The 25,951-nt window shown below is 71.7% G+C and carries 29 protein-coding genes; 16 read left to right on the top strand and 13 right to left on the bottom strand.

From position 1 onward, the window contains the following. Positions 1–54: 54 nt before the first annotated feature. Together ACZ7OH_RS07725 and ACZ7OH_RS07720 are read left to right on the top strand one after the other, a co-directional pair. Positions 55–423, top strand: a complete 369-nt coding sequence (locus tag ACZ7OH_RS07725) for a DoxX family protein (protein WP_470280119.1) — start codon at positions 55–57, stop codon at positions 421–423. A gap of 16 nt (positions 424–439) precedes the next feature. Beyond that, positions 440–1,195 carry an alpha/beta fold hydrolase gene (locus ACZ7OH_RS07720; RefSeq protein ID WP_470280118.1) on the top strand — a complete coding sequence of 252 codons (756 nt, stop codon included), beginning with the start codon at positions 440–442 and terminating at the stop codon, positions 1,193–1,195. Between the two features lie 11 nt (positions 1,196–1,206). Here ACZ7OH_RS07720 and ACZ7OH_RS07715 read toward each other — a convergent pair whose 3' ends face one another. Further along, positions 1,207–1,365, bottom strand: coding sequence for a hypothetical protein (locus ACZ7OH_RS07715; protein WP_470280117.1), 159 nt, complete (start codon positions 1,363–1,365; stop codon positions 1,207–1,209). Positions 1,366–1,481: 116 nt separating this feature from the next. On the opposite strand from ACZ7OH_RS07715, the gene ACZ7OH_RS07710 reads away from it, so the two are divergent. Further along, positions 1,482–2,237: an HpcH/HpaI aldolase/citrate lyase family protein gene (locus ACZ7OH_RS07710; protein ID WP_470280116.1), complete on the top strand. Its 756-nt coding sequence runs from the start codon at positions 1,482–1,484 to the stop codon at positions 2,235–2,237. A 55-nt stretch (positions 2,238–2,292) separates the two neighbouring features. Further along, positions 2,293–3,051 carry a DinB family protein gene (locus ACZ7OH_RS07705; RefSeq protein ID WP_470280115.1) on the top strand — a complete coding sequence of 253 codons (759 nt, stop codon included), beginning with the start codon at positions 2,293–2,295 and terminating at the stop codon, positions 3,049–3,051. On the opposite strand, the gene ACZ7OH_RS07700 is transcribed toward ACZ7OH_RS07705, so the two are convergent. Genes ACZ7OH_RS07700 through ACZ7OH_RS07690 form a run of 3 tightly spaced genes read right to left on the bottom strand, consistent with a single transcriptional unit; the run spans position 3,048 to position 6,495 of the window. Next, the gene (locus tag ACZ7OH_RS07700; protein WP_470280114.1) at positions 3,048–4,274 is read right to left on the bottom strand and encodes an epoxide hydrolase family protein; all 1,227 of its coding nucleotides are present in this window, start codon (positions 4,272–4,274) and stop codon (positions 3,048–3,050) included. The genes ACZ7OH_RS07705 and ACZ7OH_RS07700 overlap by 4 nt on opposite strands. Before the next feature lie 42 nt (positions 4,275–4,316). Continuing rightward, positions 4,317–5,492, bottom strand: coding sequence for a CaiB/BaiF CoA transferase family protein (locus tag ACZ7OH_RS07695; RefSeq protein ID WP_470280113.1), 1,176 nt, complete (start codon positions 5,490–5,492; stop codon positions 4,317–4,319). A 22-nt stretch (positions 5,493–5,514) separates the two neighbouring features. Then, the gene (locus ACZ7OH_RS07690; protein ID WP_470280112.1) at positions 5,515–6,495 is read right to left on the bottom strand and encodes a hypothetical protein; all 981 of its coding nucleotides are present in this window, start codon (positions 6,493–6,495) and stop codon (positions 5,515–5,517) included. Between the two features lie 180 nt (positions 6,496–6,675). Between ACZ7OH_RS07690 and ACZ7OH_RS07685 the strand changes: the two genes are divergently transcribed. Further along, positions 6,676–7,683 carry a LacI family DNA-binding transcriptional regulator gene (locus ACZ7OH_RS07685; RefSeq protein ID WP_470280111.1) on the top strand — a complete coding sequence of 336 codons (1,008 nt, stop codon included), beginning with the start codon at positions 6,676–6,678 and terminating at the stop codon, positions 7,681–7,683. 25 nt (positions 7,684–7,708) lie between these two features. On the opposite strand, the gene ACZ7OH_RS07680 is transcribed toward ACZ7OH_RS07685, so the two are convergent. The 3 genes from ACZ7OH_RS07680 to ACZ7OH_RS07670 are packed head-to-tail and all read right to left on the bottom strand — an operon-like array spanning position 7,709 to position 10,565. Further along, a complete protein-coding gene (locus ACZ7OH_RS07680) occupies positions 7,709–8,500 on the bottom strand; it encodes a carbon-nitrogen hydrolase family protein (RefSeq protein ID WP_470280110.1) in 792 nt (263 codons plus the stop codon). Beyond that, positions 8,497–9,813 (bottom strand): MFS transporter, encoded by a 1,317-nt coding sequence (locus ACZ7OH_RS07675; protein WP_470280109.1) that lies wholly within the window; start codon positions 9,811–9,813, stop codon positions 8,497–8,499. Before ACZ7OH_RS07675 ends, ACZ7OH_RS07680 begins: the two co-directional genes overlap by 4 nt. Beyond that, positions 9,810–10,565 carry an HpcH/HpaI aldolase family protein gene (locus ACZ7OH_RS07670; protein WP_470280108.1) on the bottom strand — a complete coding sequence of 252 codons (756 nt, stop codon included), beginning with the start codon at positions 10,563–10,565 and terminating at the stop codon, positions 9,810–9,812. The genes ACZ7OH_RS07675 and ACZ7OH_RS07670 overlap by 4 nt, the downstream gene beginning before the upstream one ends. Before the next feature lie 118 nt (positions 10,566–10,683). Between ACZ7OH_RS07670 and ACZ7OH_RS07665 the strand changes: the two genes are divergently transcribed. From ACZ7OH_RS07665 to ACZ7OH_RS07645, 5 genes are read left to right on the top strand one after another with little or no spacing between them, the layout of a single operon-like run. Further along, complete coding sequence (locus tag ACZ7OH_RS07665; RefSeq protein WP_470280107.1) at positions 10,684–11,337, top strand: GntR family transcriptional regulator; 654 nt, start codon at positions 10,684–10,686, stop codon at positions 11,335–11,337. Positions 11,338–11,392: 55 nt separating this feature from the next. Next, positions 11,393–12,715, top strand: a complete 1,323-nt coding sequence (locus ACZ7OH_RS07660; RefSeq protein WP_470280106.1) for a M20/M25/M40 family metallo-hydrolase — start codon at positions 11,393–11,395, stop codon at positions 12,713–12,715. After that, positions 12,715–13,608: an alpha/beta fold hydrolase gene (locus tag ACZ7OH_RS07655; RefSeq protein ID WP_470280105.1), complete on the top strand. Its 894-nt coding sequence runs from the start codon at positions 12,715–12,717 to the stop codon at positions 13,606–13,608. The genes ACZ7OH_RS07660 and ACZ7OH_RS07655 overlap by 1 nt, the downstream gene beginning before the upstream one ends. Before the next feature lie 31 nt (positions 13,609–13,639). Then, entirely contained in the window at positions 13,640–14,239 is a 600-nt protein-coding gene (locus tag ACZ7OH_RS07650) for an ArsR/SmtB family transcription factor (RefSeq protein WP_470280104.1), read from the top strand. After that, positions 14,229–14,951: an SRPBCC family protein gene (locus ACZ7OH_RS07645; protein ID WP_470280103.1), complete on the top strand. Its 723-nt coding sequence runs from the start codon at positions 14,229–14,231 to the stop codon at positions 14,949–14,951. Before ACZ7OH_RS07650 ends, ACZ7OH_RS07645 begins: the two co-directional genes overlap by 11 nt. Here ACZ7OH_RS07645 and ACZ7OH_RS07640 read toward each other — a convergent pair. From ACZ7OH_RS07640 to ACZ7OH_RS07630, 3 genes are all read right to left on the bottom strand, one after another. Beyond that, positions 14,948–15,172 carry a DUF5703 family protein gene (locus ACZ7OH_RS07640; RefSeq protein WP_400906902.1) on the bottom strand — a complete coding sequence of 75 codons (225 nt, stop codon included), beginning with the start codon at positions 15,170–15,172 and terminating at the stop codon, positions 14,948–14,950. The two genes, ACZ7OH_RS07645 and ACZ7OH_RS07640, sit on opposite strands and share 4 nt — an antisense overlap. Further along, positions 15,169–16,176, bottom strand: a complete 1,008-nt coding sequence (locus ACZ7OH_RS07635; RefSeq protein WP_470280102.1) for a YncE family protein — start codon at positions 16,174–16,176, stop codon at positions 15,169–15,171. Before ACZ7OH_RS07635 ends, ACZ7OH_RS07640 begins: the two co-directional genes overlap by 4 nt. Positions 16,177–16,267: 91 nt before the next feature. Further along, positions 16,268–17,236, bottom strand: coding sequence for an aldo/keto reductase (locus tag ACZ7OH_RS07630; RefSeq protein ID WP_470280101.1), 969 nt, complete (start codon positions 17,234–17,236; stop codon positions 16,268–16,270). Positions 17,237–17,322: 86 nt separating this feature from the next. On the opposite strand from ACZ7OH_RS07630, the gene ACZ7OH_RS07625 reads away from it, so the two are divergent. From ACZ7OH_RS07625 to ACZ7OH_RS07605, 5 genes are all read left to right on the top strand, one after another. Further along, on the top strand, positions 17,323–18,360 hold the full coding sequence (locus ACZ7OH_RS07625) for an LLM class F420-dependent oxidoreductase (RefSeq protein WP_470280100.1): 1,038 nt from the start codon (positions 17,323–17,325) through the stop codon (positions 18,358–18,360). A gap of 1 nt (position 18,361) precedes the next feature. Beyond that, positions 18,362–19,204 carry an undecaprenyl-diphosphate phosphatase gene (locus ACZ7OH_RS07620; RefSeq protein ID WP_470280099.1) on the top strand — a complete coding sequence of 281 codons (843 nt, stop codon included), beginning with the start codon at positions 18,362–18,364 and terminating at the stop codon, positions 19,202–19,204. A 24-nt stretch (positions 19,205–19,228) separates the two neighbouring features. Next, complete coding sequence (locus ACZ7OH_RS07615) at positions 19,229–19,936, top strand: histidine phosphatase family protein (protein ID WP_400906916.1); 708 nt, start codon at positions 19,229–19,231, stop codon at positions 19,934–19,936. A gap of 94 nt (positions 19,937–20,030) precedes the next feature. Continuing rightward, positions 20,031–22,085: a M3 family metallopeptidase gene (locus ACZ7OH_RS07610; RefSeq protein WP_470280098.1), complete on the top strand. Its 2,055-nt coding sequence runs from the start codon at positions 20,031–20,033 to the stop codon at positions 22,083–22,085. A gap of 199 nt (positions 22,086–22,284) precedes the next feature. Further along, entirely contained in the window at positions 22,285–22,731 is a 447-nt protein-coding gene (locus ACZ7OH_RS07605; RefSeq protein ID WP_470280097.1) for a DUF6294 family protein, read from the top strand. A gap of 170 nt (positions 22,732–22,901) precedes the next feature. Here the strand turns inward: ACZ7OH_RS07605 and ACZ7OH_RS07600 are convergent, their stop codons facing one another. From ACZ7OH_RS07600 to ACZ7OH_RS07590, 3 genes are all read right to left on the bottom strand, one after another. Further along, positions 22,902–23,486: a ClpP family protease gene (locus ACZ7OH_RS07600; RefSeq protein ID WP_470280096.1), complete on the bottom strand. Its 585-nt coding sequence runs from the start codon at positions 23,484–23,486 to the stop codon at positions 22,902–22,904. 132 nt (positions 23,487–23,618) lie between these two features. Beyond that, positions 23,619–24,599, bottom strand: coding sequence for a malate dehydrogenase (locus tag ACZ7OH_RS07595; protein WP_470280095.1), 981 nt, complete (start codon positions 24,597–24,599; stop codon positions 23,619–23,621). Positions 24,600–24,698: 99 nt separating this feature from the next. After that, a complete protein-coding gene (locus ACZ7OH_RS07590) occupies positions 24,699–25,130 on the bottom strand; it encodes a MarR family winged helix-turn-helix transcriptional regulator (protein WP_470280094.1) in 432 nt (143 codons plus the stop codon). A gap of 89 nt (positions 25,131–25,219) precedes the next feature. Between ACZ7OH_RS07590 and ACZ7OH_RS07585 the strand changes: the two genes are divergently transcribed. Next, positions 25,220–25,624: a nuclear transport factor 2 family protein gene (locus tag ACZ7OH_RS07585; RefSeq protein ID WP_470280093.1), complete on the top strand. Its 405-nt coding sequence runs from the start codon at positions 25,220–25,222 to the stop codon at positions 25,622–25,624. The last annotated feature ends 327 nt before the right edge of the window (positions 25,625–25,951 follow it).

Genomic DNA, 25,951 nt, shown 5'->3' with positions numbered 1-25,951 from the left:
CAGCCTCCGGAAGAGGTGTAGTGTTCAATCACTTTCTTCGGACCGGAGGTCACCGTGAACGTCGTCCTGTGGGTCGTGGCGGGTCTGCTCGCCGCGCTGTACCTCGCCGCCGGCGGCATGAAGCTCGCGACGCCGCGGAAGAAGCTGCTGGAAAACCCGAACATGGGCTGGACGGCGGACTTCTCCGACGCGGCGGTCAAGGGCATCGGCGCCGTCGAGATCCTCGGCGCGATCGGGCTGATCCTGCCGTGGGCGCTCGGCATCGCGCCGGTGCTGACGCCGCTGGCCGCCACCGGACTGGCGGTGGTCCAGATCGGTGCGATCATCGTGCACGTACGGCGCAAGGAAACGAAGGCGCTGCCGATGAACGTCGTGCTGCTGGTGCTGGCGGCGTTCGTGGCGGTGGGCCGGTTCGCCAGCTGAGACTCCCGGAGGATCGATGACGCTTCCCGGTTACACCGATCACGGCGGCGACGGGCCGGTGGTCGTGCTGCTGCACAGCTTCCTGATGGACGGCGGCATGTTCGCCCCGCAGCTCGCGGCCCTCGACGGCTTCCGGTGCGTCACGGTCGACGAGCGCGGCCACGGCGGTACGCCCGCCACTGAGCCGTTCGACTACTGGGACGTCGCCCGCGATGTCCTCGGCGTACTCGACCACCTCGGCGTTTCGCGCGCGGCGGTGGTCGGGACCAGCCAGGGCGGGTTCGTCGCGCTGCGGATGGCGCTGCTGGCGCCCTCGCGCGTGTCCGCGATCGCGGTGCTCGGCACGTCGGCGGCGGCCGAGGACCCCGCCGTCGCCGCCGGCTACCGGGCGGTGCTCGACGCGTGGGTCAGCGGGGGAGCGCCACCCGAGGTGCTCGACGGCGTCGCCCAGATCTGCTTCGGCGACTTCGACGCCTCGGCGGACAAGAAGCGGTGGGCGTCGGTGCCGCCGTCGCAGCTGAAGCTGACGATGGGGGCGCTCGTCGACCGCGACGAGGTGCTGTCACGGGCGGGTGAGATCACGTGCCCCGCGCTGGTGCTGCACGGCTCGGCGGACCTCGCCTACCCCGTCGAGCGGGCGACCGAGCTGGCGGACGCGCTGCCCGCGGCCGAACCCCTGGTCGTCGTCGACGGCGGTGCCCACTTCCTGAGCTACACCCACGCGGAAGCGGTGAACCCGGAGCTGAGGCGGTTCCTCGACGCGCACGCGTAGCCGGTCACCAGCTAGCCGTGCCGCACCTCGACCCGCCGGGCCGAGAACAGGCCTGCCCACAGCGCCGCCCAGTGGCGCGGTGCTTCCCGCCGGGGCCGGACCGGCTGGGGAGACCCGGCCCGGTACTCCATTTCCACTCGCACCCAGTCGTAGATCCAGTCGCCGCGCATGGCCTTCTCCTCACGTAGGTCTTTCGACGAACTCCACGTTCGTCCTGAGGGGACCGTCGCCGCATGGGGTGAACGCGCACTCTCCGGTGCCGCGATCCCTTACTAGGCTGAGGGGCGTGCCCGCGACCACTTACCTGTTCGTGCCCGGCGACCGGCCCGACCGCTTCGGCAAGGCCGTCGCGAGCGGCGCCGACGTCGTGATCCTGGACCTCGAAGACGCCGTCGCCCCGGCCGACAAGGACGCCGCCCGCGCGGCGGTCGCGGCCTGGCTCGAAACCCACCGCGCCGCGGTCCGGATCAACGCCCCCGGCACGCCGTGGTTCGACGCCGACGCCGCCCTCGTGGCCGCGCGCGGCGTCCCGGTCGTCGTGCCGAAAGCCGAAACCGCCGGCGTGCTGGCCGGGTTCCGCGAGGTCGTGGCGCTCGTCGAGACCGCGCGCGGCGTCGAACGCGCCGGTGAGCTGGCCGCTGTCCCGTCGGTGACGCGGCTGGCGTTCGGCAGCGTCGACCTGGCCGCGGAGCTCGGCGTCGCGCCCGAGGACCCGGAACCGTTCGCCTACGCGCGCTCGCGGCTGGTGGTCGCGTCCGCCGCGGCCGGCCTCGCCCCGCCGGTGGACGGCGTCACCACCGACCTGCGCGACGACGACCGGCTCGCCGCCGACGTCCGGTACGCCCGCCGGATGGGCTTCGGCGGCAAACTCTGCATCCACCCGCGTCAGATCGAACCGGTCCGCACCGGGTTCGCGCCGACCGAAGCCGAACGGGAGTGGGCCCGCCGGGTCGTCACGGCGGGGGAGTCGGCGTCCACTGTGGACGGCTCCATGGTGGACAAGCCGGTGCTCGCCCGGGCCCGGCGGATCCTGGGGGACTAGGGCCGGTCCGGGGAAACGCCTGCGGAGTTGCCGGCCGTGGTGCGAGACTGCTGCGATGGCTTCCGAATACGTCCAGACCGACCAGTTCCGCGGCGCCCGGATCCACCTGTGCGACCTCGCGGGTCTCGAGATCCGCGATTGCGAGGTCACCGGCCTGAAGATCGTCGACTGCTACGGCACCGACGTCTACCTCGGTGGCGACTTCGAGCGCGTCGTCGTCAACGACGTCGACGTCACCGCGTATGTCGAGGCGGAGCTCGACCGGCGGCACCCCGCGCGGGTGCTGGCGCGGAACGCGGTTTCTCCCGAGGACTACCGGACCGCTTGGGACGCCATCGAGAAGGCGTGGACCGCGACGCTCGACCGGGCGAGGCTGCTGCCCGAGGCCAAGCTGCACGAGCGGGTCGACGGCGAGTGGTCGTTCGCCGAGACGCACCGGCACCTGCTGTTCGCCTGCGATGCCTGGCTCGGCAACGCCGTGCTCGAGGAGGAAGCGCCCTACCACCCGCTGGGCTTCCCCGCCGGGGGGACGCCGCCCGAGGAGGCGGCGAAGCTCGGCCTCACCCTCGAAGCCACCCCGACGCTCGACGAGGTGCTCAAGCCGCGCCTAGCCCGCATGGCCGTGATGCGGCGTGTGGTCGACGAACTCACCGAGGCCGAGCTCGACCGGGTGTGCGGCCGCAAGCCGGCCGACCCGTATCCCGAGCAGGAGTACGTCGTGCGCCGCTGCCTCAAGGTGGTGCTGAAGGAAGAAGCCGAGCACCACCGTTACGCCGTGCGCGACCTCGCGGTGCTCGAGGCAGGTACGCTCTAGGGCCGGCGGTCCCGGAAGGTGCGGCGCAGGTCGGCCACCCAGGCGTCCGGGTTCTCCCACGGGATGAAGTGGCCGCCGTGGTCGTGGGCGGCGACGTTGACGTGGTTGAACCACGCGGCCTGCGGGCCGTTCTCGAACGCCCGGACCCGCTCGTCGGCGGTGTGGATGCCCGGCGGGTTCTCGTAGGTGACGAAGGTGAGGCCGGTCGGCGCCTCCACGACCGGCGTGCGGTCGTGCGACGGCGTCCAGGGGTAGCGGTTCGCGTTGGCGTAGTAGCGCATCGAGGTGGCGATCGAGTTGGTCGCCCAGTAGATCGTGGCGTGGGTGAGCAGGTCGTCCTTGGTGAACACCGACTCGACGTCGCCGCCGTTGTCGCTCCACGCTGCCCAGCGCTCCAGCAGCCAGGCGAGCAAACCGGCGGGGGAGTCGCTCAGCCCGTGCGCGAGGGTGGCGCCGTCGAGCATGTGCACGGTCAGGTGGGCTGCCGAACGGTGGTCCAGCTCGATGATCCGGGCCCGGATGTCGGCGGGCTGGTCGTCGGTCAGGGGCCGGTTGCGCGTCAAGCTCCAGGCGCGCGGGCCGGTGAAGAAGTCGAGCGGCAGGCCCGAACCGATGTGGATGCCGTAGAGCTCCTCGGCGTACTTGTGGCCGAGCTGGCTGGTGACGATCCCGCCGATGTCGCAGCCCCCGGCGGCGTACTTTTCGTAGCCCAGGGTCTCGGTCATCAGCGTGTGCCAGAGGTCGGACACCTTCCAGAAGTTGACGTCCGGGAACCCGGTGAGCGGGCCGGGGAACCCGAACCCGGGCAGCGACGGCACGATGACGTCGAACGCGTCGGCGGGGTCGCCGCCGGACGCGGCCGGGTCGGCGAGCGCGTCGATCACCTTCGACCAGTGCCAGAAGGTCCACGGCCAGCCGTGGGTCAGAATCAGCGGGATCGGGCGCGGGCCGCGGCCGGCCTTGCGCATGAAGTGCACCGGGACCCCGGCGACGCGCACTTCGTAGTGCTCGTAGGCGTTGATGGCGGCTTCGGCCTTGCGCCAGTCGAAGCCGTCGCGCCAGTGGGCGACCAGCTCGCCGAGGTAGCCGGCCGGGACGCCGTACGACCAGTCCTCGTTGTCCTCGTCCACCGGCGGCCGGGTCAGCGCCAGCCGGGCGCGCAGGTCGTCGAGGACCGCGTCGGGCACGTGGATCGGCTTGGGCGCCAAGGGAAAGGCGGTCATGACGGTCATTCTCGCAGACGGCCGCCCGCAAGATCACCTGCTTTACAGGACGCCCCGGCGGCGCAGGTACGCCGCGTCGAACCCGAACTCCGCCAGCACCGCGTCGGTGTGCTCGCCCAGTGCCGGCACCGGGTCCATCCGCGGCTCGCGGCCGGCGACGGTGATCGGCGGCAGCGTCGCCCGGACCGGCCCGCGCGGCGTCGCGACCTCCGCGAACCGGTCGCGTGCCGTGAGCTGGGGGTGCGCCAGGACGTCGGGCAGGTCGCGGCGGCGCGCGTGGGCGATCCGGCCCCGGCTCAGCCGCGACTCCAGCTCGGTGCCGGTCAGCCGCGCGAAGATCGCGTCGATCTCGCGTTCCAGTTCCGGCCGGTGGGCGACGCGGGCGCTGCCGGTGGCGTACCGCTCGTCGGTGACCCACTCGGGCCGTTCGACGGCGTGTTCGCAGAACGCCGCCCACTCGCGTTCGTTCTGCACCGCCAGCACGATCTCGGTCCCGTCGCCCGCGGCGAAGGTGCCGTAGGGCGCGATCGCCGGGTGGCTGGTCCCGGTGCGCGGCGGGGGCGTGCCGCCGTAGCCGGCGTAGTAGAGCGGGAACCCCATCCACTCGACCAGCGAGTCGAACAGGCTGACCTCCAGCTCGGTGCCCTGCCCGGTGCGTTCCCGGTCGTAGAGCGCCGACAGGATGCCGGAGAACGCGTACATCCCCGCGCCGATGTCCGCGGCCGGGATGCCGCTCTTCGCCGGCTCGGTCTCCGACCCCGTCACCGAGACCAGGCCGGCTTCGGACTGGATGAGCAGGTCGTACGCCTTCGCGTCGCGGTACGGCCCGCTCGAGCCGTAGCCCGAGACCGAGCACGTGATCAGCCGCGGCCGTGCCGCGCGGATCGCCGCCGCCCCGAGCCCGAGCCGGTCCGCGACGCCGGGGGCGAAGTTCTGCACGAACACGTCGGCCCGGTCGAGCAGCGCCGCCATGACCGGCGCGGCGGCGTCGCTCTTGAGGTCGAGCGTGACGCTTTCCTTGGACCGGTTCAGCCAGACGAAGTGACTGGACTGGCCGTGCACGGTTTCGTCGTAGGCGCGGGCGAAGTCGCCGGTGCCCGGCCGCTCGATCTTGACCACCCGGGCCCCGAGGTCGGCGAGGTGGCGGGTGGCCAGGGGCGCGGCGACCGCCTGTTCGCAGGACACGACGGTGACGCCGTCGAGGGGCAGGGAGCGCATGGCCGCATCCTGCCACCCGGGGTCAGACCGCGCGGGCGATGGCGATGTTCCCGGCGAGCCGCTCGCCGGCCTCGTAGATCATGTACTCGCGACCCTGGTAAGTGCCGAAACTGGGCGCCGCGGACCGCCCGTTGTCCGGCGCGCCGGCGAGCGGGGTGTGGAACGTGCCGAGGTGGTTGCGCTTCGAGAAGTCGTTGCCGACCTCGGTGATCATCAGCTTCCCGCCGTGCGCGATGTCGGTGTTGTAGACGACGTACGTGCTGTTGTTGCGGTACAGCAGGTGCGGGCCGCCGATGTCGTTCGCGCCGACGTCGGTGTGGCGCACGAGGGGAGTCTGCGAGAACGTCCAGTTCAGCGCGTCGGGCGACCAGCCCCAGCCGATGTCGCGGTGGTTCGTGGTGTTGTTGAGCATGAACACCATGACGTACCGGGCGTTCTTCGACGGCAGGTCCTGGCGGAACACCCGCGCGTACGACGTCTCGGTGGTGCCCGCGGGCTGCAGCCGCGTCGACAGGACTTCCTTCTCGTAGGTGAAGTGGATGCCGTCGGCGGAGCTGGCCAGCCGGGTCACGGTGTTCTCGCCGTGGAAGTACAGGTAGATCCGGTTGACGTCGTCGTTCCACAGCGCGTGCGGCGAGGAGACGTGGCTGACGGAGTACTCGCCCGGCCAGGAGTTCTTGATGATCGGGTTGCCGGCGTACTCGGTGAACTCCTCGTCGAGGGAGTTCGCGTAGGCCAGGCAGATGCCGCCCGGGGCGTCGTGCGGCGCGTAGTAGAGGTAGTACGCGGCGAGTGCGTCGGGGATGCGGTCTTTCGTGCCGCGGATGCACGGGAAGATCAGCTCGCCGGTCGGGTTGTAGCGCAGCTTGCTCTTGACGAGGGCGAGCCGCTGGTAGCGGTAGTCCGGGAAGCCGGCGGGTGCGGCGGTGGCGACGGCGGGGATCATCGCGCTCGCGCCGAGCGCGGCGGCGCCGGCCAGCAGGCCGCGTCGGGTGAGGGTCATGACCGCTCCTTCGAGGTCCGGTGTGCGGCGACGGTGTCACGGCCGGCCACGTCGAATCAAGGGAGTAATACGTATTAGTACGGTCGGGACAGGTTTGCTGCAGTTTCGGGCAAAACCGTTGACGGCCTCCGGACGCGCCCGCACGCTGGATCGGATCGGCTGACTCCGAGCGAGGTGGCGATGGGCAGGGTGCGGCAGGCCGACATCGCGCGCGTGGCGGGGGTATCGCAGGCGACGGTGTCGGTGGTGCTGGGCGGCAACCGCACCGGCGTCCGGCTGTCGGAGCGGACGCGGCTGCGCGTGCTGGAAGCGGCCGAGCGGTTGGGGTACGTCCCCGATCCGGTGTCTTCGCGGCTGACGTCGACGCACAACAACCTGCTCGGCGTGTACACGTTCACCCCCGCGTTCCCGGACATCGCCGACGTCTACTACCCGATCCTGGCCGGCGTCGAGGCGGAAGCGGCCGCGCTCGGCAAGGACCTGATCATGTTCGCGGCGTCGAGCGCGGCACCCGACCGGATCCGCCGCACCCGGCTCGCCGACGGCTGCCTGTTCCTCGGCCGGCACGTCCCGGTCGATGCGATCGCCGGTCTCCTGGACGCGGGCTTCCCGATCGTCTACATCGGACGGCGCACCGAGCTGGGCGGCCGCATCCCGCACGTGGGCGCGGACTACGTGTCGGCGTCGGCGGAGGTGATCACGCGGCTGGCGCGCGCGGGCCACCGGCGCGTCCGGTACCTGCGCGAGCCGGACGAGGCGCCGTCGTCGGGCGACCGCGAACGCGGCGTGCGCGGGGCGGCGATCGACGCCGGACTGTCCCTCGCGGTGACCCGCACCGACGGCACGGACCTCGCGCCGGCGACGATCGCGGGCTGGCTGGCCGACGGCGTGACGGCGCTGGTCGTCGAGGAGACCGACACGTTCGCGGTGTTCGACGGGACGCGCCGGGCCTTGCGCGCGGCGGGGGTTTCGGTGCCGGGGGACGTCTCGCTGGCGGTGCTGGGACGGCCCCCGGGCGGCACGGCGGGGCCGGTGGTCAGCGGGTTCGAGGTGCCGAGGCGGGCGCTGGGCCGGGCGGCGGTGCGGCTGCTGGCTTCACTGGTCGAGCCGGGGACGGGGGAGCCGCCGCGGCACCGGCTGCTGACGTGCCCGCCGGTGGCGGGCGAAACGATCGCGACCGTCGCCTGAGCCGGCGGTACCCCGTCCCCGGCCGCTAGCGCGGCACCACCGAAAACCGCCGCAGCTCCAGCGCCGGGTTCTTCGCCCGCACCTCGGCGATCCGCTCGGCGGAGACCTCGCCCACGGCCACTCCGGTCTGTTCGCCGAGCGACGTGACGACCACGCCCATCGGGTCCACGAGCATGCTGGTGCCCGACCCGGTCGGCGCGGCCTGGCCCGCGGCGGCGACGTACAGCGTGTTCTCGATCGCGCGGGCGCGGACCAGCGTGCTCCAGTGGTACTCCTTCAGCGGCCCGGGCACCCACTCGGCCGGCAGCAGCACGACGTCGGCGCCCGCGTCGGCCAGCCGCCGCGTGACCTCGGGAAAGCGCAGGTCGTAGCACGTCTGCAGGCCGAAGCGGAGGCCGTCGGCCTCGAACGTCTCCGGCTCGGTGATCTCCCCGGCGCGCACGACGTCGGACTCGCGGAAGCCGAACGCGTCGTACAGGTGGATCTTGCGGTAGCGGGCTGTCACGCCGTCCGGACCGGCCGCGACCAGGGTGTTGGAGATCCGCGACCCGTCGAGCCGCTCGTTCAGGCCGCCGACGATCGTGACGCCCCGCGCGGCGGCCAGCGAGAGCAGGCCCGTCACGAACTCGCCGTCGAGCGCTTCGGCGGAGTCGACGAACCGGTGGTCCATCGCCGGGACGGTGAACATCGCGTACTCGGGCAGCACGACCACCCGCGCGCCTCGGTCGGCCGCGTCGCCCACCAGCTTCGTGATCAGCGTCAGGTTGGCGGCCTTATCGTCGCCGGGCGCGTACTGCGCCAGTGCCACGTGCGTCATGCGGTTTCCTTCCGGGGAGGGGCGGGCATGCGGTCGAGCTTGCCGAGCACGACCGTGTAGCAGAAGATCCCGGCGAGCAGCACCACGCCGGTGACGAGGAAGGCGCCGGCGAACGAGCCCGTCGCGTCGACGACGGCGCCGGTCACGATCGGCGCGGCGATGCCGATCATGTTGGCGACGAAGTTGACCAGCCCGCCGAGGGTGCCGGAGCAGCCTTCCGGTGCGATGACCGCGACGATGCTGGACCCGGCGGGCACCGATACGGCGAGCCCGGCGGCGCCGATCGACAGGAACACCAGCGCCACCGCGACCGACCCGGCGTAGGCGGCCCCGGCGACCGACAGTGAGACCAGCATGCTCACGACGAGCACGATCCGCCGCGCCTTGGTCTCGTCGCCGCTGCGGGCGATCAGCCGGTCCAGCACGATCCCGCCGACGAGGAACTGCGCGAGCACCGCGACCAGCCACGGGATCATCGTGTAGAAGCCGCCGGCCAGCAGCTTCACGCCGAACTGCTTCTCCAGGTAGCCCGGGAGCCAGGTCAGCAGCACGTAGTAGGCGTAGGTGTAGGACGCATACCCGAGCGCGAGGCCCCAGGTCTTGCGGCGGCGCAGCAGGTGGCCCAGGCCGGTGAGCGAACTCGGCGCCGGCGCGTCTTCGTCGTCCGCGCCGCCCTCGCGCAGGTACGCGAACTCCTCGGGCGACAGCCGCCCGCGTTCGAGGGCCTGCTTCGGCGTCAGGTAGAGCAGCCACCACACGAGGAGGTAGCCGAGGCTGAGGACACCGGTGAAGACGAACGCCGCGTGCCAGCTGAACACCGTCACGAGGAACGCCATCACCGGGATGCCGAGGACGTTGGAGATCTTGGCGCAGCCGTCGAAGATCGCGGTGGCGCGGCCGCGTTCGGACCGCGGGAACCACTGGCCGATCGCCTTCCAGCCCGCCGGGATGGTGGGCGCCTCGCCGAAGCCGAGCACCAGCCGCGAGACCAGGAGCAGGCCGAGCCCGCCCGCCGACGCCGTCAGGAACGACGCGATCGCCCACAGGACGGCGGCGGCGCGGTTGACCCAGCGGACGCCGATCCGGTCGAGGATCGCGCCGATCGGCAGCTGCAGCACCGCGTACGTCCAGAGGAACGCCGAGGCGACGACGCCGAGCTGGGCCGCGCTGAGGTGGAACTCGCGCATCATCTCGGGCCCGGCGATGGACAGGTTGACGCGGTCGACGTAGTTGACGAACGACCCGACGCCGAGCACGCCGGCGATCGTCCAGCGGGTCCTCTTCCGCGTCGCAGCGCGGACCGCGGTCGTCATCGCGCCTGCTTCGCGAGCGACGTGGTCTCTTCGAACGCGGCGGTGAGGCCGGCCACGAGGGCGCCGTGCTGCATCGTCAACGCGAGCTGCCCGGCGCCGTGGGCGAGGGCGAACTCCTTCTCCTCGCGGCTCCACGCCGGCAGGACCCACGGCTTCCCGGCCGCGCGGGCCGCGTCGGCGACGCGCTTCAGATCGGCGAAGTCGCCTTCCTCGCGGCTGTACGCGCCCCGCTCACGCCGCAGCGAGAGGTCGGACGGCCCGACGAAGACACCGTCCACTGTGTCCAGTGCGAGGATCTCGGCGACGTCTTCGAGCGCGCCGGCGTCCTCGATCATCGGCAGGCAGCGGGTGCCGCGGTCCTGCTCGGCGACCCACTCGTCGGTGAAGCCGCGGTAGCCGGTGGTGCGGCCGCCGGCGAAGCTGCGGTCGCCCAGCGGCGGGAACTTCGCGAACGCCGTCACGGCCTTGGCGTGCGCCGCGTTCTCGACGTGCGGGATGACGACGGCGTCGGCGCCGAAGTCGAGGGCCTGCTGGATCGGGCCGCGCTCCGGGCCGAGGACCTTGGCGAGCACCTCCAGGCCCAGCGCGCGCAGGAACGGGACGAACCGCTCGAGGTCGGCCAGGTCGAACGCGCCGTGCTCGATGTCGAGGACGGCGGCGCCGTAGCCGATCCCGCGGGCGATCTCGGCCGCGGCGAACGAGGGATCGGAGAGCCAGACGGCGTAGCGCCGGTCGGCGGGGACTGGGGACATCGGGAACCTCCTGCGCACGGACGACGGTAGCTCCGGTCGTTGTGTGCACCGTGTATACACGATGGATATCTGTGGGTCCAGACGCTAAACTGGCCGCCGGGACAACGAGGGGAGAGGCATGACGACCAGCGCACCGGCCGGGCCGGCGCGGGACCGCGTGTACGCCTGGCTGCGCGACGGGATCATCGCGGGCGAGCTCGAAGGCGGCCGGTTCCTGGACGAGCAGTGGGTGTCCGGCGTGGTCGGGGTGTCCCGGACGCCGGTCCGCGAGGCGTTCCACCGCCTGGAGGCCGAGCGCTTCATCAGCCTGCTGCCCCGCAAGGGCGCGCAGGTCCGCACGGTCACCGCGCGTGAGCTGGAAGAGGTCTACCAGAGCCGCCGGCTGATCGAGGGGCACGCGATCGGCGAGGTCTGCGCGGCGCGGGCGGGAGCGCCCGCGGAGATGGCCGGCCTGATCGAGGAGATGGACCGCGCCGGCAAGGCCCGCGACTGGTTCGCGGTGTCCGGCCTGGACCGCGCGTTCCACCGCGCGATCGTCAACGCGGCGGGCAACTCCGTGCTGACCGAGCTGTACGACACGCTGCGCTCGCGCCAGCAGCGGGTCGCCGTGCGGGCCCTGGAGGCCCGGCCGGAGCGGCTCCCGGTGATCGACGCCGAGCACCGCGCGCTGGTGGCCGCCCTGGACGCCCACGACGCCGAGGAGGCGCTGCGGATCCTCAACCAGCACCTGCGCCCGGTGTCGGAAGTGGTCTCGGCCCTCGACCGCGGCTGATCCGCAAGCATCCCACGTGCGGCGGTACCGGCCACCCGAATGATAGGAATGGCCGGTGACCGAACCGAACCTGATCGAAGCCGCCGCGGCCGAGGCCGTCACGCTGACCAGCGAGCTCATCCGCATCGACACGACCAACACCGGCGACCCCGACACGCTGGTCGGCGAGCGGGCGGCGGCCGAGTACGTCGCGGAGAAGCTGACCGACGCCGGCTACGAGATCACCTACGTCGAGTCGGGCGGGAAGAACCGGCACAACGTGATCGTCCGCCTCGAAGGCGCCGACCGATCCCGCGGCGGGCTGCTCATCCACGGCCACCTCGACGCCGTCCCCGCCGACGCCTCGGAGTGGTCGGTCCACCCGTTCTCCGGCGCGGTCCAGGACGACTACGTCTGGGGCCGCGGCGCGGTCGACATGAAGGACATGTGCGGGATGGCGCTCGCGCTGGCCCGGCACTACAAGATGAACAACGTCGTGCCCCCGCGCGACCTCGTCTTCGCCTTCCTCGCCGACGAAGAAGCCGGCGGCAAGTACGGCGCCCAGTGGCTCGTCGAGAACCGCCCCGAGCTGTTCGAAGGCGTCACCGAGGCGATCAGCGAGGTCGGCGGCTTCTCGATCACGCTCAAGGACGACGTCCGCGCGTACCTGATCGAGACGGCCGAAAAGGGCATCCGCTGGATGAAGCTGCGCGTGCGCGGCACCGCCGGGCACGGCTCGATGATCCACCGCGACAACGCCGTGACGAAGCTGGCCGAGGCCGTCGCGAAGCTCGGCAACCACCGCTTCCCGCTGGTGCTCTCCGACTCCGTGAAGGAGTTCCTCGCCGGCGTCACCGAGATCACCGGCTGGGACTTCCCCGAGGACGACCTCGAAGGCTCGGTCGCCAAGCTGGGCAACATCTCCCGGATGATCGGCGCGACCCTGCGCGACACCGCGAACCCGACGATGCTCACTGCCGGGTACAAGTCGAACGTCATCCCGTCGGTCGCCGAAGCCGCCGTGGACTGCCGGATCCTGCCGGGCCGCCTCGAAGCCTTCGACCGCGAGCTGGACGAGCTGCTCGGCCCGGACATCGAGAAGGAGTGGATGGAGCTCCCGCCGGTCGAGACGACGTTCGACGGCGCCCTCGTCGACGCCATGACCGCCGCGGTGCTCGCCGAAGACCCGGGCGCGAAGACGCTGCCGTACATGCTTTCCGGCGGCACGGACGCGAAGTCGTTCCAGGACCTGGGCATCCGCAACTTCGGCTTCGCGCCGCTCAAGCTGCCCGCGGACCTCGACTTCTCGGCGCTGTTCCACGGCGTCGACGAGCGCGTCCCGGTGGAGGCGCTGAAGTTCGGCACCCGCGTGCTGGACCGGTTCCTGCGCACGTCCTGATGACCGCGTTCGCGCTCGCCGACGGCACGTCCCTGCAGGTGGTGCGCAGGGGCGACCCGAGCGCGCCGGTGACCGTGGTGTTCGTCCACGGCTACGCGCTCGACCAGCGCAGCTGGGGCCGGATCGCGCCGCTGGTGCCGGACGCCGCCGACGGGCCGGTGGCCGTGCTGACCTACGACCAGCGCGGCCACGGCGGCTCGGGGCGGGCGCGGCGTGGCACCGCGACGATGGCGCAGCTCGGCGACGACCTCGCCGAGCTGCTCGAGCACGAGGTCCCGGCCGGCCGGGTGGTGCTGGTCGGACACGACATGGGCGGGCTGGCGATCATGTCGCTGTCCCAGCGGCACCCGGCGTTGTTCGCGGCACGGGTCTCGGGGCTGGTGCTGCTCGCCACGTCGTCGGGGACCCTAGCTACCGAGGTCTCGGCGGCCTGGCCGAACGCCTTGGGCAAGCTGGCCCGCGACCTCGAAGCGGTGCTCGGGTCCAAGCTCTTCGGCGTGGTGCGGGAGCACACGAGCCGGGCGGTCAGCGCGGGCCTGCGGTGGTGGCTCTTCGGCGACGACCCGGACCCGGAGCTGGTCGAGCTGACCGTGAAGATGGTCCGCGGCAACTGGCCGCACACGGTGTCGCTGTTCCGCCCGGCGCTGGACGCCTACGCCCGGGACGCGGCGTTGGCGCAGGTCGCGGGCTTGCCGGTGACGGCGATCGTGGGGGAGCGGGACCGGATCGTCCGCGCGTCCGACGTCGAGCAGTGGGCCGCGGGCCTCGACGACGGGACGGCGGTGGTGCTGCCCGGCGTCGGGCACGTCGTGCCGCTGGAGGCCGCGGCGCAGGTGCTGCCGCGGGTGGTCGCGCTGGTCAACGCCGGTTACCGACAAGACGAGAGTTCTTGACAACATCTTTGTTCGGCTGGATGCTGGGCGCATGTTCTCCGTGGCGGTGATCGAAGACCCGGCCGCGGCCGAGGTGTCGCTGGACCCGATCCGCGCCCGGCTGCTGGCCGAACTGGCCGAGCCGGCGTCGGCGACCATGCTGGCCGTGCGCGTCGACCTGCCGCGCCAGAAGGTCAACTACCACCTGCGGGCCCTGGAAGCGCACGGGCTGGTGGAGCTGGTCGAGGAGCGGCGGAAGGGCAACGTCACCGAGCGGATGATGCGGGCGACGGCGTCGTCGTACGTCATCTCGCCGGCCGCGCTCGCCGCCGTCCAGCCCGACCCGGCCCAGTCGCCGGACCGGCTCTCGGCGCGGTGGCTGCTCGCCGTCGCCGGCCGGCTGGTGCGGGACGTCGGCGTGCTGATCACCGGCGCGGCGAAGGCCGAGCGGCGCGTCGCGACCTTCGCGATCGACGGCGAGATCCGGTTCGCCTCCGCGGCCGACCGGGCCGCGTTCGCCGAGGAGCTCGCCACCGCCGTCACCACCCTGGTCGGGAAGTACCACGACGAAACGGCCGAGAAGGGCCGCCCGCACCGGGTGGTCGTCGCCGTCCACCCGAGCGTCCCGGAGGAGACCGCCAGTGGGGCATGAGTTCGAGGCGACCGACGTCGCCGAGGTCGACGCGACCCCGGAGCAGGTGTGGGACGCCATCGCGACCGGGCCCGGCATCGACTCGTGGTTCATGGGCCGCAACGAGGTCGAGGGCGGCACCGGCGGGGTGGTCCGCGGTGCCTTCGGCGGGTACCAGCCGGAATATCGGATCCGGGAGTGGGATCCGCTCGAAAAGCTCGTCTACGGCAGCGATCCCGCGCCAGACGGGAGGAAGATCGCCTACGAGTTCCTGATTGAAGGCCGCGAGGGCGGCAGTGCGGTGATCCGCTGCGTCACCAGCGGCTTCCTGCCCGGCGACGACTGGGAGGACGAGTTCGAGGCGATGACCGCGGGCAACGCGCTGTTCTTCCGCACGCTGGTCGAGTACGTGACGCACTTCGCCGGCCGCACGGCGGTGCCGGTCACGGCGTTCGGCCCGCCGGTGGGGGACTGGCCCTCCGCGTGGGCTCGGCTGGGCAACGCACTGGGGCTGTCTTCGCGGCCTGCGGTCGGCGACCGGGTCTCCCTCGGCGGTGTCGTCTACGCGGCCAACGACCAGACGGTGGGGATCCGCACGGCGGACGCGATGCTCCGGTTCATGAAGGGCTTCCACGGCCCGATGGTCGCGTCCCACCACCTCTTCGCCTCGGGAGCGGACGCCGAAGCGGAAGAGAAGTCCTGGACCGACTGGCTGAACCGCGTGTTCGGTTAGGTCGGCAGCGCGCCCGGGAGGCTTTCGTTCGTCTTCTTGCGCCGCAGCCAGACCCGGCGCGTGCCGTCGGCGTAGAGCCGGACGTTCCGCAGTTCCCAGCCGGCGAACTCCGCGTGGATGGAGAGCTGGATCGCCGCCGCACGCCGGGACACGCCCGGGGGGAGGTGCAGACGGCGATACTCCCAATCCCCTTCGACCACCGCCTCGCTGACCGCTGTCATGGCTGGATCACCTGGGTCCCTTCTCCGGCGGCCGAGCCGACGAGCACGCGGCCGCTCTTCTCGTCCACCCCGACCGAGTCCGGCTGGCGCACGGTGGGGAACCGGTACTTCTCGACGGGCTCGCCGCCGCGGACGTCGAACCCCACCACCTCGTTGCGTTCGGTGAGCGTCACCCAGGCCAGGCTCCGCTGCGCGTCGTAGGCGATCCCGTACGCGCCCCCGGGCACCGGGTAGCGCTGCCGCATGATCAGCGGCGAAGCCGAGAACGCGATCAGCGCGCCCGCGCGCGCGTCCGTCACCAGCACGCGCCCGAAGGAGTCCGCCACCGCGTTCGCGGCGCCGTCGCCCGCGCGCAGGCCCTCGTTGACCTTCCCGGCGGCGACGTCGACCGAGAACACCGCGGTCCGCAGCCGGTCCAGCACCACGACCCCCTTGCCGGTGTCCACGACGTCGTCGGCGCTGTAGAGCTGCCCGCCGATCGTCCGCGCCGGACCCGTCGCCGGCAGCACCTGGATGTCCTTCGCCGGCCCCATCGCCACCAGCCGGTCGGCGCCGTAGGCGATGCTCGACGCGGGCTGCCCGCCCGTCTTCGTCTCCGTGAGCTTCCGGTCCGGCAACGACAGCTGCTGCACCACACCCTGCGCCGGCTCGGCGATCTCGACCCGCCCCGGCGCCACGGTCAGCTTCTCCGCGTTGCCGTATAACGGCATATTCACCGGAGGTGACGCGAGCGCGTTCAGGTCGTAGAGCTGCAAAGACGGCGGTTGAGCGAGAGCCACGACGAGGGTCCCCTGGGCGACGGCGAGGGCCGACACCGATCCGGTGGGGAGCACCTGACCGGCGGGCCGCACGGTCACGGCGGGGGAGACCGCCGGCTTCGCCGCGACGGGGTTCGCGACGATCTGAAGTTCGTCGCTGTCGGACTTGGCCGACGAGCAGCCCGAGAGCACCAGGACACCGGCGAGCGGGATCGCGATCCACGACACGGCGGCGAACCGACGCACGTTGCTGCCTCCAGGTGTCCCTCGACGGGCGGTCAACACCAGCATCCTCCACGATCGTCTTGCCGTCACGCGCATGTCACCCAACAGACACCTAATGCGGCCAGCGCTCCGGGTAGCCGACCTCGATGGCGCTGACGTCGTCGAGCGCCGAGCGGATCGCCGGCGGCAGGGTGATGTCCTCCGCCGCCAGCGAGCCGGTGAGCTGACCGGTGTCCCGCGCGCCCACGACCGGGGCGACGACGCCGGGCCGGTCGCGGACCCAGGCGAGCGCCACGGCCAGGGGCGACGTGCCGAGCCCGTCGGCGGCGGTGGCGACCGCCTGCACGATCCGGGCGGCGCGGTCGGTGCGGTGGTGCTCGACGTACCCGGCGTACGCGCTGTTCGCGCCGCGGGAGTCGGCGGGCGTGCCGGCGCGGTACTTGCCGGTCAGCACCCCGCGACCCAGGGGCGCCCAGGGCAGCAGCCCGACGCCGTGGTGCTCGGCGGCCGGGACGACCTCGCGGTCCACCCCGCGCTCCAGCAGCGAGTACTCGACCTGGGTGGAGACGATGGGGGCGACCGCGGCGGCACCGGCGGCAGCCGTCGCCAGCTGCCAGCCCGCGTAGTTCGAGACGCCGACGTACCGGGCTTTTCCGCTGTTCACGGCGTACTCGAGGGCGGCGAGGGTCTCGGCGATCGGCACGCAGGTGTCCCAGGCGTGCAGCTGCCACAGGTCGACGTGGTCGGTGCCGAGCCGCTTGAGCGAGCCGTCGAGCGCGGTGAGCAGGGCGCCGCGGGAGGCGCCGCCGCCGAAGGGACCGTCGGTGCGCCGGGCGACCGCCTTGGTCGCGAGGACGACGTCGTCGCGGGGCACGAGGTCGCCGAGCAGCGAGCCGAGCACCCGCTCGCTCTCGCCCTCGCCGTAGATGTCGGCCGTGTCCACCAGGGTGCCGCCGGCGTCCACGAAGGCGACCAGCTGGCTGGCGGCCTCTTCCGCGTCGGTGTCGCCACCCCAGGTCATGGTGCCGAGCGCCATCCGCGAGACACGCAGTCCCGAGCGGCCGAGCAGTCGCTTTTCCACGACCGCCGAGCCTAGTGGGCTCCCCCTTCCGGACCTGACCAAGGTGAGTCGTGTCGCCCCAACGGCCCCCGTTAGGGTCTGGCCCCGTGCGACTCGGACTGAATCTTGGCTACTGGGGAGCGGGGAACGACCCCGCGAACCTGGCCCTGGCGAAACAAGCGGACGACCTGGGCTACGCCGTCGTGTGGGCGGCGGAGGCCTACGGCTCGGACGCTGTGACCGTGCTGACCTGGATCGCGGCGCAGACGTCGCGGATCGACGTCGGCGCCGCCGTGCTGCAGATCCCGGCCCGGACCCCGGCGATGACCGCCATGACCGCCGCGACCCTCGACACGCTCTCGGGCGGCCGGTTCCGGCTCGGCCTGGGCGTCTCGGGCCCGCAGGTGTCCGAGGGCTGGCACGGCGTGCGGTTCGCCTCGCCGCTGGGCCGCACCCGCGAGTACGCCTCGATCGTGCGGTCGGCGCTGCGGCGCGAGCGGCTGAGGTTCGAGGGGGAGCACTTCACGCTGCCGCTGCCGGACGGCCCCGGCAAGGCGCTGCGGCTGACCGTCCGGCCCGCGCGCAAGCACATCCCGCTCTACCTGGCCGCGATCGGCCCGAAGAACCTGGAGCTGACCGGCGAGATCGCCGACGGCTGGCTGCCGGTGTTCTTCTCGCCCGCCCACGCGGGGGAACAGCTGGCGCAGCTGCGGACCGGCGCCGAGCGGGCCGGCCGGACCCTCGACGGCTTCGACGTCGTGCCCACGGTGCCGCTCGTCCCGGGCGACGACTGGCAGGTGTGCGCGGACGCCGTCCGCGGCTACGCGGCGCTCTACCTAGGCGGCATGGGCAGCCGGGAGAAGAACTTCTACAACCGGCTGGCCGGCCGGATGGGCTTCGAAGCCGAAGCCGCCGACGTACAGGAGAAATACCTGGCCGGCGACCGCGCCGGGGCGATGGCGGCGGTGCCGCTGGAGTTCCTCGACGCGACGTCGCTGCTGGGCCCGAAGGAACGGATCGCGGAGAAGATGACCGAATTCGCCGAGGCCGGCGTGACGACCCTGTCGGTGTCGCCGTTCACCCCCGACCCGGCCGGTGCGCTGACCACCGCCGTCGAGGCGCTCGAGCTGGCGGGGGTGGCCTGACGTGGGCTGGTTCGAAGCACTCGTCCTGGGCCTGGTCCAGGGCCTGACCGAGTTCCTCCCGGTCTCCTCGAGCGCGCACCTGCGGATCGTCGCGGCGCTCGTCGGCTGGGACGACCCGGGCGCGGCGTTCACCGCCGTCACCCAGATCGGCACCGAGCTGGCGGTGATCATCTACTTCGGCAAGAAGATCGGGAAGATCCTGCAGGCCTGGTTCTTCTCGCTGTACAAGCGGGAGTGGCGCCAGGACCCGGACGCCCGGCTGGGCTGGCTGATCATCGTCGGCTCGCTGCCGATCGTGGTGCTGGGCCTGCTGCTGCAGGACCAGATCGACAGCGCGTTCCGCGACCTGCGGATCACCGCCACCGTGCTCATCGTGTTCGGCCTGATCCTGCTCTACGCCGACCGGACCGGGAAGCAGGAGCGGACGCTGGACCAGCTGACGGTCCCGCACGGGCTCGGCTTCGGCTTCGCCCAGGCGCTGGCGCTGGTCCCGGGCGTCTCCCGCTCCGGCGGCACGACCAGCGCGGGCCTGCTGCTGGGCTACACCCGCGCCGAGGCGGCGGAGTACTCGTTCCTGCTGGCGCTGCCGGCGGTGTTCGGCTCGGGTGTGTACAAGCTCAAGGACATCGGCTCGGGCGGCGTGCCAGCCCAGTGGGGCCCGACGATCCTGGCGACGCTGGTGGCGTTCGGGGTCGGGTACGTGGTGATCGCGTGGTTGATGTCCTACATCAAGACGCGCAGCTTCGTGCCGTTCGTGGTCTACCGGCTGGTCCTCGGCGCGCTGCTGTTCGTGCTGATCTTCACCGGCGTGCTCGATCCGAACGCGGGCCCGGTCGGCCACTGATCGCGTCCACGTAGGGTGGGGGCCGTGAGTACGGTCATTCTGCTCCGGCACGGCAAGTCGACGGCCAACGGCTCCGGCATCCTCGCCGGGCGGTCCCCGAAGGTCAGCCTCGACGACACCGGCCGCGCCCAGGCGGAGAAGCTCGTCGAACGGCTCGACGGCGTGCCCCTTTCGGGGCTCGTCGTCTCGCCCATGCTGCGGTGCAAGCAGACCGTCGGCCCGCTCGCCTCCGCGCGCGGTCTGGACAAGGTCGTCGAGCCCGGGCTGTCCGAAGTGGACTACGGCGACTGGACCGGCAAGGAGCTCAAGCACCTGGCGAAGGAGCCGCTGTGGCGGGTCGTGCAGGCGCACGCCTCCGCCGCGGTCTTCCCCGGCGGCGAAGGGCTCGCGGCGATGCAGGCGCGGTCGGTGGCCGCCGTCCGCGCGCACGACCGGCGGATCTCCGCCGAGCACGGCGACCACGCGGTCTGGCTCCTGTGCAGCCACGGCGACGTGATCAAGTCCATCCTCGCCGACGCCCTCGGCCAGCACCTGGACGCGTTCCAGCGGATCGTCGTGGACCCGGCGTCCATCTCGGTCGTGCGCTACACCGAGACGCGGCCGTTCGTCATGCGCGTCAACGACCACGGCGGCGACCTGCGCGGGATCGTGCCGCCGGAGCCCAAGCCGAAGCGGGGCAAGAAGGCCGTTTCGGGCAGCGACGCCGTCGTCGGCGGTACCACCGGCCGGTGAGCCTGGCCACCTCCGGAAAGCGCTGACATCGGCACAGGCGGACCACGTAGGGTGGCGGGACCGAGTGTTGTACCCCCACCAGGAGCCTGCCCCGATGATTTCGCCGGACAACCCGTTCGCCGCACCCAGCGAGCTGCCCTACGCCCTGCCGCCGTTCGACCGGATCGCCGACGAGCACTACCGGCCCGCGTTCGAAGCCGGGCTGGCCGAGCACGCGGCGGAGATCGACCAGATCGCGGCGCAGGACGCCGAGCCGACCTTCGAGAACACCATCGTCGCCCTCGAGCGCGCGGGTGAGCTGCTGAGCCGGGTCGCGAGCGTGTTCTACAACCTCTCCGGCTCCAACAGCACCGACGAAATCCAGGCGATCCAGGCGGAGTTCGCGCCGAAGCTCGCCGCCCACCACGACGCGATCCACCTGAACCCGAAGCTGTTCGCCCGCATCGACGCGCTGCACGCGAAGCGGGACGAGCTCGGCCTGGACTCCGAGTCGCGGCGGCTGCTCGAGCGCCGGCACCTCGACTTCAGCCGCGCGGGCGCCGGGCTGGGCGAGGCCGAGCAGGCCCGCTTGCGCGAGCTGAACGCGCAGCTGTCCACGCTGCAGACGAAGTTCCAGCAGAACCTGCTGAAGGACACCAACGAGCTGGCCGTCGTCATCGAAGACCGCGCCGAGCTGGCCGGTTTCGGCGACGGCGCGATCGCCACCGCGGCCGAAGCCGCCTCCGCCCGCGGTGAGGACGGCAAGTACGTCATCCCGCTGACGCTGCCGACGAGCCAGGCGTCGCCGCTGGAGACGTTGACCGACCGCGACGTCCGCGCGCGGATCCACGCCGCGTCGATGGCGCGGGGCAACCGCGGCAACGACTTCGACAACAACGCCCTCGTCGCCGAGATCGCGCACCTGCGGGCGGAACGGGCCGCGCTGCTCGGCTACCCGAACCACGCGGCGTACGTCATCGCCGACGAAACGGCCAAGACCGCCGAGGCCGCGGCCGGCCTGCTGGAGCGGCTGGCGCCCGCCGCCGTCGCGAACGCCCGCACCGAAGCCGCGGAACTGCAGCAGCTGCTGGAAGCCGACGTCCCCGGCGCGACGCTGCGTCCGTCGGACTGGCCGTACTACGCCGCCCAGGTCCGCCGCGAGCGCTTCGACGTCGACACCGAGGCGCTGCGGCCGTACTTCGAAGCCGACCGCGTGTACCTCGACGGCGTCTTCTTCGCCGCCACCAAGCTTTACGGCCTCACCTTCACCGAGCGCACCGACCTGCCGAAGTACCACCCGGAGGTCCGGACCTTCGAGGTGTTCGACGCCGACGGCACGCCGCTCGGGCTGTACCTGCTCGACCTCTACACCCGCGACGCCAAGCGCGGCGGCGCGTGGATGAACACCTTCGTCGACCAGTCGGAACTGCTGGACCGCAAGACCGTCGTGGTCAACGTCCTCAACGTCGGCAAGCCGCCGGCGGGGGAACCGACCCTGCTCACCTTCGACGAGGTCGTCACCGCGTTCCACGAGTTCGGCCACGCGCTGCACGCCCTCGTCTCGGCGGTCCGCTACCCGACGTTCTCCGGCACCAACGTGCCGCGCGACTTCGTCGAATACCCGTCCCAGGTCAACGAGATGTGGATGCTGTGGCCGGAGGTGCTGGCCAACTACGCCAAGCACCACGAGACGGGGGAGGCCCTGCCGCAGGAGCAGGTCGACAAGCTCCTCGCCGCCCAGCAGTACGGCGAAGGCTTCGCCACCACCGAATACCTGGCGGCGTCCCTGCTGGATCAGGCCTGGCACCGCCTCGGCGTCGACGACCGCGTGGAGGAGGTGCAGCGGTTCGAGACGGACGCGCTCGTCAAGGCGGGCGTCGCGGTCGAGGCCATCCCGCCGCGCTACCGCACGACGTACTTCGCCCACGTCTTCAGCGGCGGCTACAGCGCCGGGTACTACTCGTACATCTGGAGCGAAGTCCTCGACGCCGACACGGTTCAGTGGTTCCGGGAGAGCGGGGGACTGACCCGCGAGAACGGCGACCACTTCCGCCGCACCCTGTTGGGCCGGGGCGGCAGCATCGACCCGATGGACGCCTTCCGGGCCTTCCGCGGCCGCGACCCCGAGATCGAACCGCTCCTGGCCCGCCGCGGCCTCAGCGGAGTCTGATCTCCTACTCTTAGTGTATAACGGCCTATACTGCGGGGCTGGGTTCTTCAAAACCCGGCCCCGAGTCGTTATGTCCGCCCGAAAACACAGCTAAGACGGGCGGAGGCGACTTCCCCCGGAACCGCACGTCCGTGACCCCCGCCGGGAGCAGTGCGGAGCTAGTTTTGGTGCTTCGACAACTCCAGGGGAGGGAGATTCGATGAACGGATCACGTCGGGCGCCGATCATCGTGGCCTTGTTCGTTCTCGCGTTGAGCAGCCTGTTCGTCGGGCCGGCGTCGGCCGGGACGCAGACGGCGGCGACCACGGAGGCGACCTGCACGGGCGCGGGTTCCTGCTGGTTCAGCTGGGGCCGCATCACGGCGGGCGACTGCACGATGGACCAGGCGAAGTGGACGCTGAACCGCAACGGCAGCGCGTCCTTCGAGGCGGTGATCGTCAGCAGCGACAGCAACGACGCGTGGCTGATGTGGCCGGTGGCCGTGGACACCAGCGGTTTCGTGCTGGGCCCGATCACGCACGGGGGTGACCCGAAGTTCGTGCGGGGCACGGTGAAGAACCAGTGGACGTGGTGGTTCGACGCGGGGTCGTTCGACCCGGCGTGGTTCGACCGGATCCACAGCATGAGGCTGACGAGTCACTGCTGATCGTCGCGGTCGCTTGCCCCGGTGCCCGTGTGGCATCGGGGCAAGCGACCGCGAGTGCGGCGTGCCCGGTGTTGAGCCGATCGGGGTGCTGGAAGCACCAATGGCCCGCGGCCAGTGCGGGCTAGCAGCAGCGGTCTTCGGGGCGCCAGAGGTCGGTCGCCAGGGGCGTGTCAGGCGCCGGAGACGATGTGGTCGACGAAGCCGTACGAAAGGGCTTCGTCGGCGTCGAACCAGCGGTCGCGGTCGGCGTCGGTGGTGATGCGTTCGACGCTCTGGCCGGTCTGGCGGGCGGTGATTTCGGCGATGCGGCGCTTCATCTTGCCGAAGACCTCGGCCTGGATGGCGATGTCGGTGGCGGCGCCGCCGATGCCGGCCGAGGGCTGGTGCATGACGATGCGGGTGTTGGGCAGCAGGTAGCGCTTTCCGGGGGTGCCGGAGGAGAGCAGGAACTGGCCCATGGAGGCGACGAAGCCGAGGCCGTAGGTGGCGACGTCGGGTTTGACGAGCTGCATGGTGTCGTAGATGGCCATGCCGGCGGTGACGGAGCCGCCGGGGGAGTTGATGTAGAAGGTGATGTCCTTCGCCGGGTCGTCGGCGGCGAGCAGGAGGAGCTGAGCGATGAGGCGGTTGGCGACGTCGTCGTTGACCTCGGAGCCGAGGAAGACGATGCGGTCGCGCAGGAGCTGCTGGTAGACCGAGTCTTCGGGTGGGGTGCTCGGGGCCTGCTGCATGTCGGGTGCGGCGAGAAGCGTCATGGGGGTGACGGTAGGGCCGCGGGGCGGGCCGGAGGTGGCGGTTTCGCTGTGAGCGTGCGGAGTTCGCTGCCGGCGATCACGCGAAAGGGCCGCCGTCCACACCGGACGGCGGCCCTTGGTGACTGCGGAGGCTCAGATGAGGCCGAGCTTCTGCACGGTGTCGCGTTCCTCGATGAGCTCGGCGACGGAGGCGTCGATGCGGGCGCGGGAGAAGTCGTCGATCTCGAGGCCCTGGACGATCTCGTACTTGCCGTTCTTGGCGGTGACGGGGAAGGACGAGATGATGCCCTCGGCGACGCCGTAGGAGCCGTCGGAGACGACGCCGGCGGAGGTCCAGTCGCCGTCCGGGGTGCCGTTGACCCAGGTGTAGACGTGGTCGATGGCGGCCGAGGCGGCCGAGGCGGCGGAGGAGAGGCCGCGGGCTTCGATGATGGCGGCGCCGCGCTTGGCGACGGTGGGGATGAAGTCGCTCTCGAGCCAGGCCTGGTCGACCTCGACGGGCTTACCGCCGACCTCGGCGTGCTGGACCGAGGGGTACTGGGTGGCGGAGTGGTTGCCCCAGATGGCGAGCTTCTTGAGCTCGGTGACGGGGACGCCGAGCTTCTTGGAGAGCTGGGCGAGGGCGCGGTTGTGGTCGAGGCGGGTCATCGCGGTGAAGCGGTCGGCGGGCACGTCGGGGGCGTGCGAGCGGGCGATGAGGGCGTTGGTGTTGGCGGGGTTGCCGACGACGAGGACCTTGATGTCGTCGGCGGCGCCGGCGTTGATGGCTTCGCCCTGGGGCTTGAAGATGCCGCCGTTGGCCTCGAGGAGGTCGCCGCGCTCCATGCCCTTGCTGCGGGGGCGGGCGCCGACGAGGAGGGCGATGTTGGTGCCTTCGAAGGCCTGCTTGGGGTCGTCGAAGATGTCGGTGCCGGCCAGGAGCGGGAACGCGCCGTCGTCGAGCTCCATGGCGGTGCCCTCGGCCGCCTTGACCGCCTGCGGGATCTCGAGGAGCCGCAGCTTCACCGGGACGTCCTGGCCGAGGAGCTGACCGGACGCGATGCGGAAGAGCAGCGCGTAGCCGATCTGGCCGGCGGCGCCGGTGACGGTCACGTTGACAGGGGCTTGGGTCATTGCGGTACTCCAGCTTGAGACGACTTTGGCTAGTGCCTTGGAGCCTATCCCTCCTCGTGGTCGCCGGTCGGGTGCGTCCAGTCACTCTCGCTGGATCGATCAGGTATCGGAGACGTTCGCCGCGAGGCGGTGGAGGAGGTCGGCGAGCTGGGCGATCTCGGCGTCGGACAGGCCTTTTCGCATGCGTTCGTCGTGGGCGATGGCGGCCGAGGCGAGCCGGAGGAAGAGCTGTTCCCCCTCCGGAGTGAGCGTGACCAGGTGGACGCGGCGGTTCTCCGGGTCGCGGCGGCGGGTGACCAGGCCGGCCGTTTCCATGCCGTTGAGGTGGTGGGTGAGGGTCGCACCCTGGATGCCGACGGCGTCGGCGAGTTCGCGCTGGTTGGCGACGGGTCTGGTTTTGAGGGAGATGAGGATCTGCCAGACGGGCTGGGAGCCGCCGGCGGCGGCCAGGGCCTGGTCGAACGCGCGGCCCGCGGTTTTGGCGGTGCGGGCGAGGACGACGCCGATGGGGGCGGTGGCGGGTGCTGGCACGGGGTGAACCTTACCGCAGAGGTCTAAGCGTTTGACATCGAATCATTAGATATCTAACGTTGGTCGCATCGAACCGGAAGGGGGACGCGATGAGCGTCGAGGAAGAGATCCACGAGTTCGGCCGGGTGTGGGCGGCCGCGGAAGAGCGCGGGGACACCGAGGTCCTGGCCGGCCTGGTCAACGACGGCTTCCGTCTGGTCGGCCCGCTCGGCTTCGTCCTGGACCGCGACCAGTGGCTGGGGCGCTACGCCGGCGGCCGGCTGGTCACCGAGAAGCTGGACTGGACCGACGTCGAGGTCCGCGACTTCGGCGGCACGGCCATCGCGATCGGCGTCCACGAGCAGCTCGCGACCCACCAGGGCAACCCGGCGAACGGCAAGTTCCGCGCCACCCACATCCTGATCCGCGACGACGACCGGTGGCGCCTGGCCGGCATCCACCTGAGCTCGATCGGTGGCCCGCTGCCGTTCGCGCCGGGAGGAGACGGGCGATGAGCGTCGCGCTGGACTGCCTGCGGGTGGACCGCGTGACGAGCCGGACGGCGACTCCTCGGCGTTCGAAGGCGGGCACTACCGGCTCGACCGTCCGATCGGGAACCCGCGCCCGGTGCGGCGCCCGCGGGTGCTGATCGGCGGGGCGGGTGAGCGCAGGACCCTGCGACTGGTGGCGCGGTACGCCGGCGCGTGCGACGTGTTCGACTGAGTCGTTCGCGCGGAGTTCGCGGAGTGGGGGATCGAGCACGCGGTGGTGATCACGGCCGGGCCGTGGCGGGCGGCCGACGTGGCGACGCTGGGGCGGGCCGCCGGCTACCTGGCGGAGTG

This window comes from Amycolatopsis sp. NPDC114478 (genome assembly GCF_055633805.1).
This window is presented reverse-complemented; position numbering and strand designations above follow the sequence as displayed.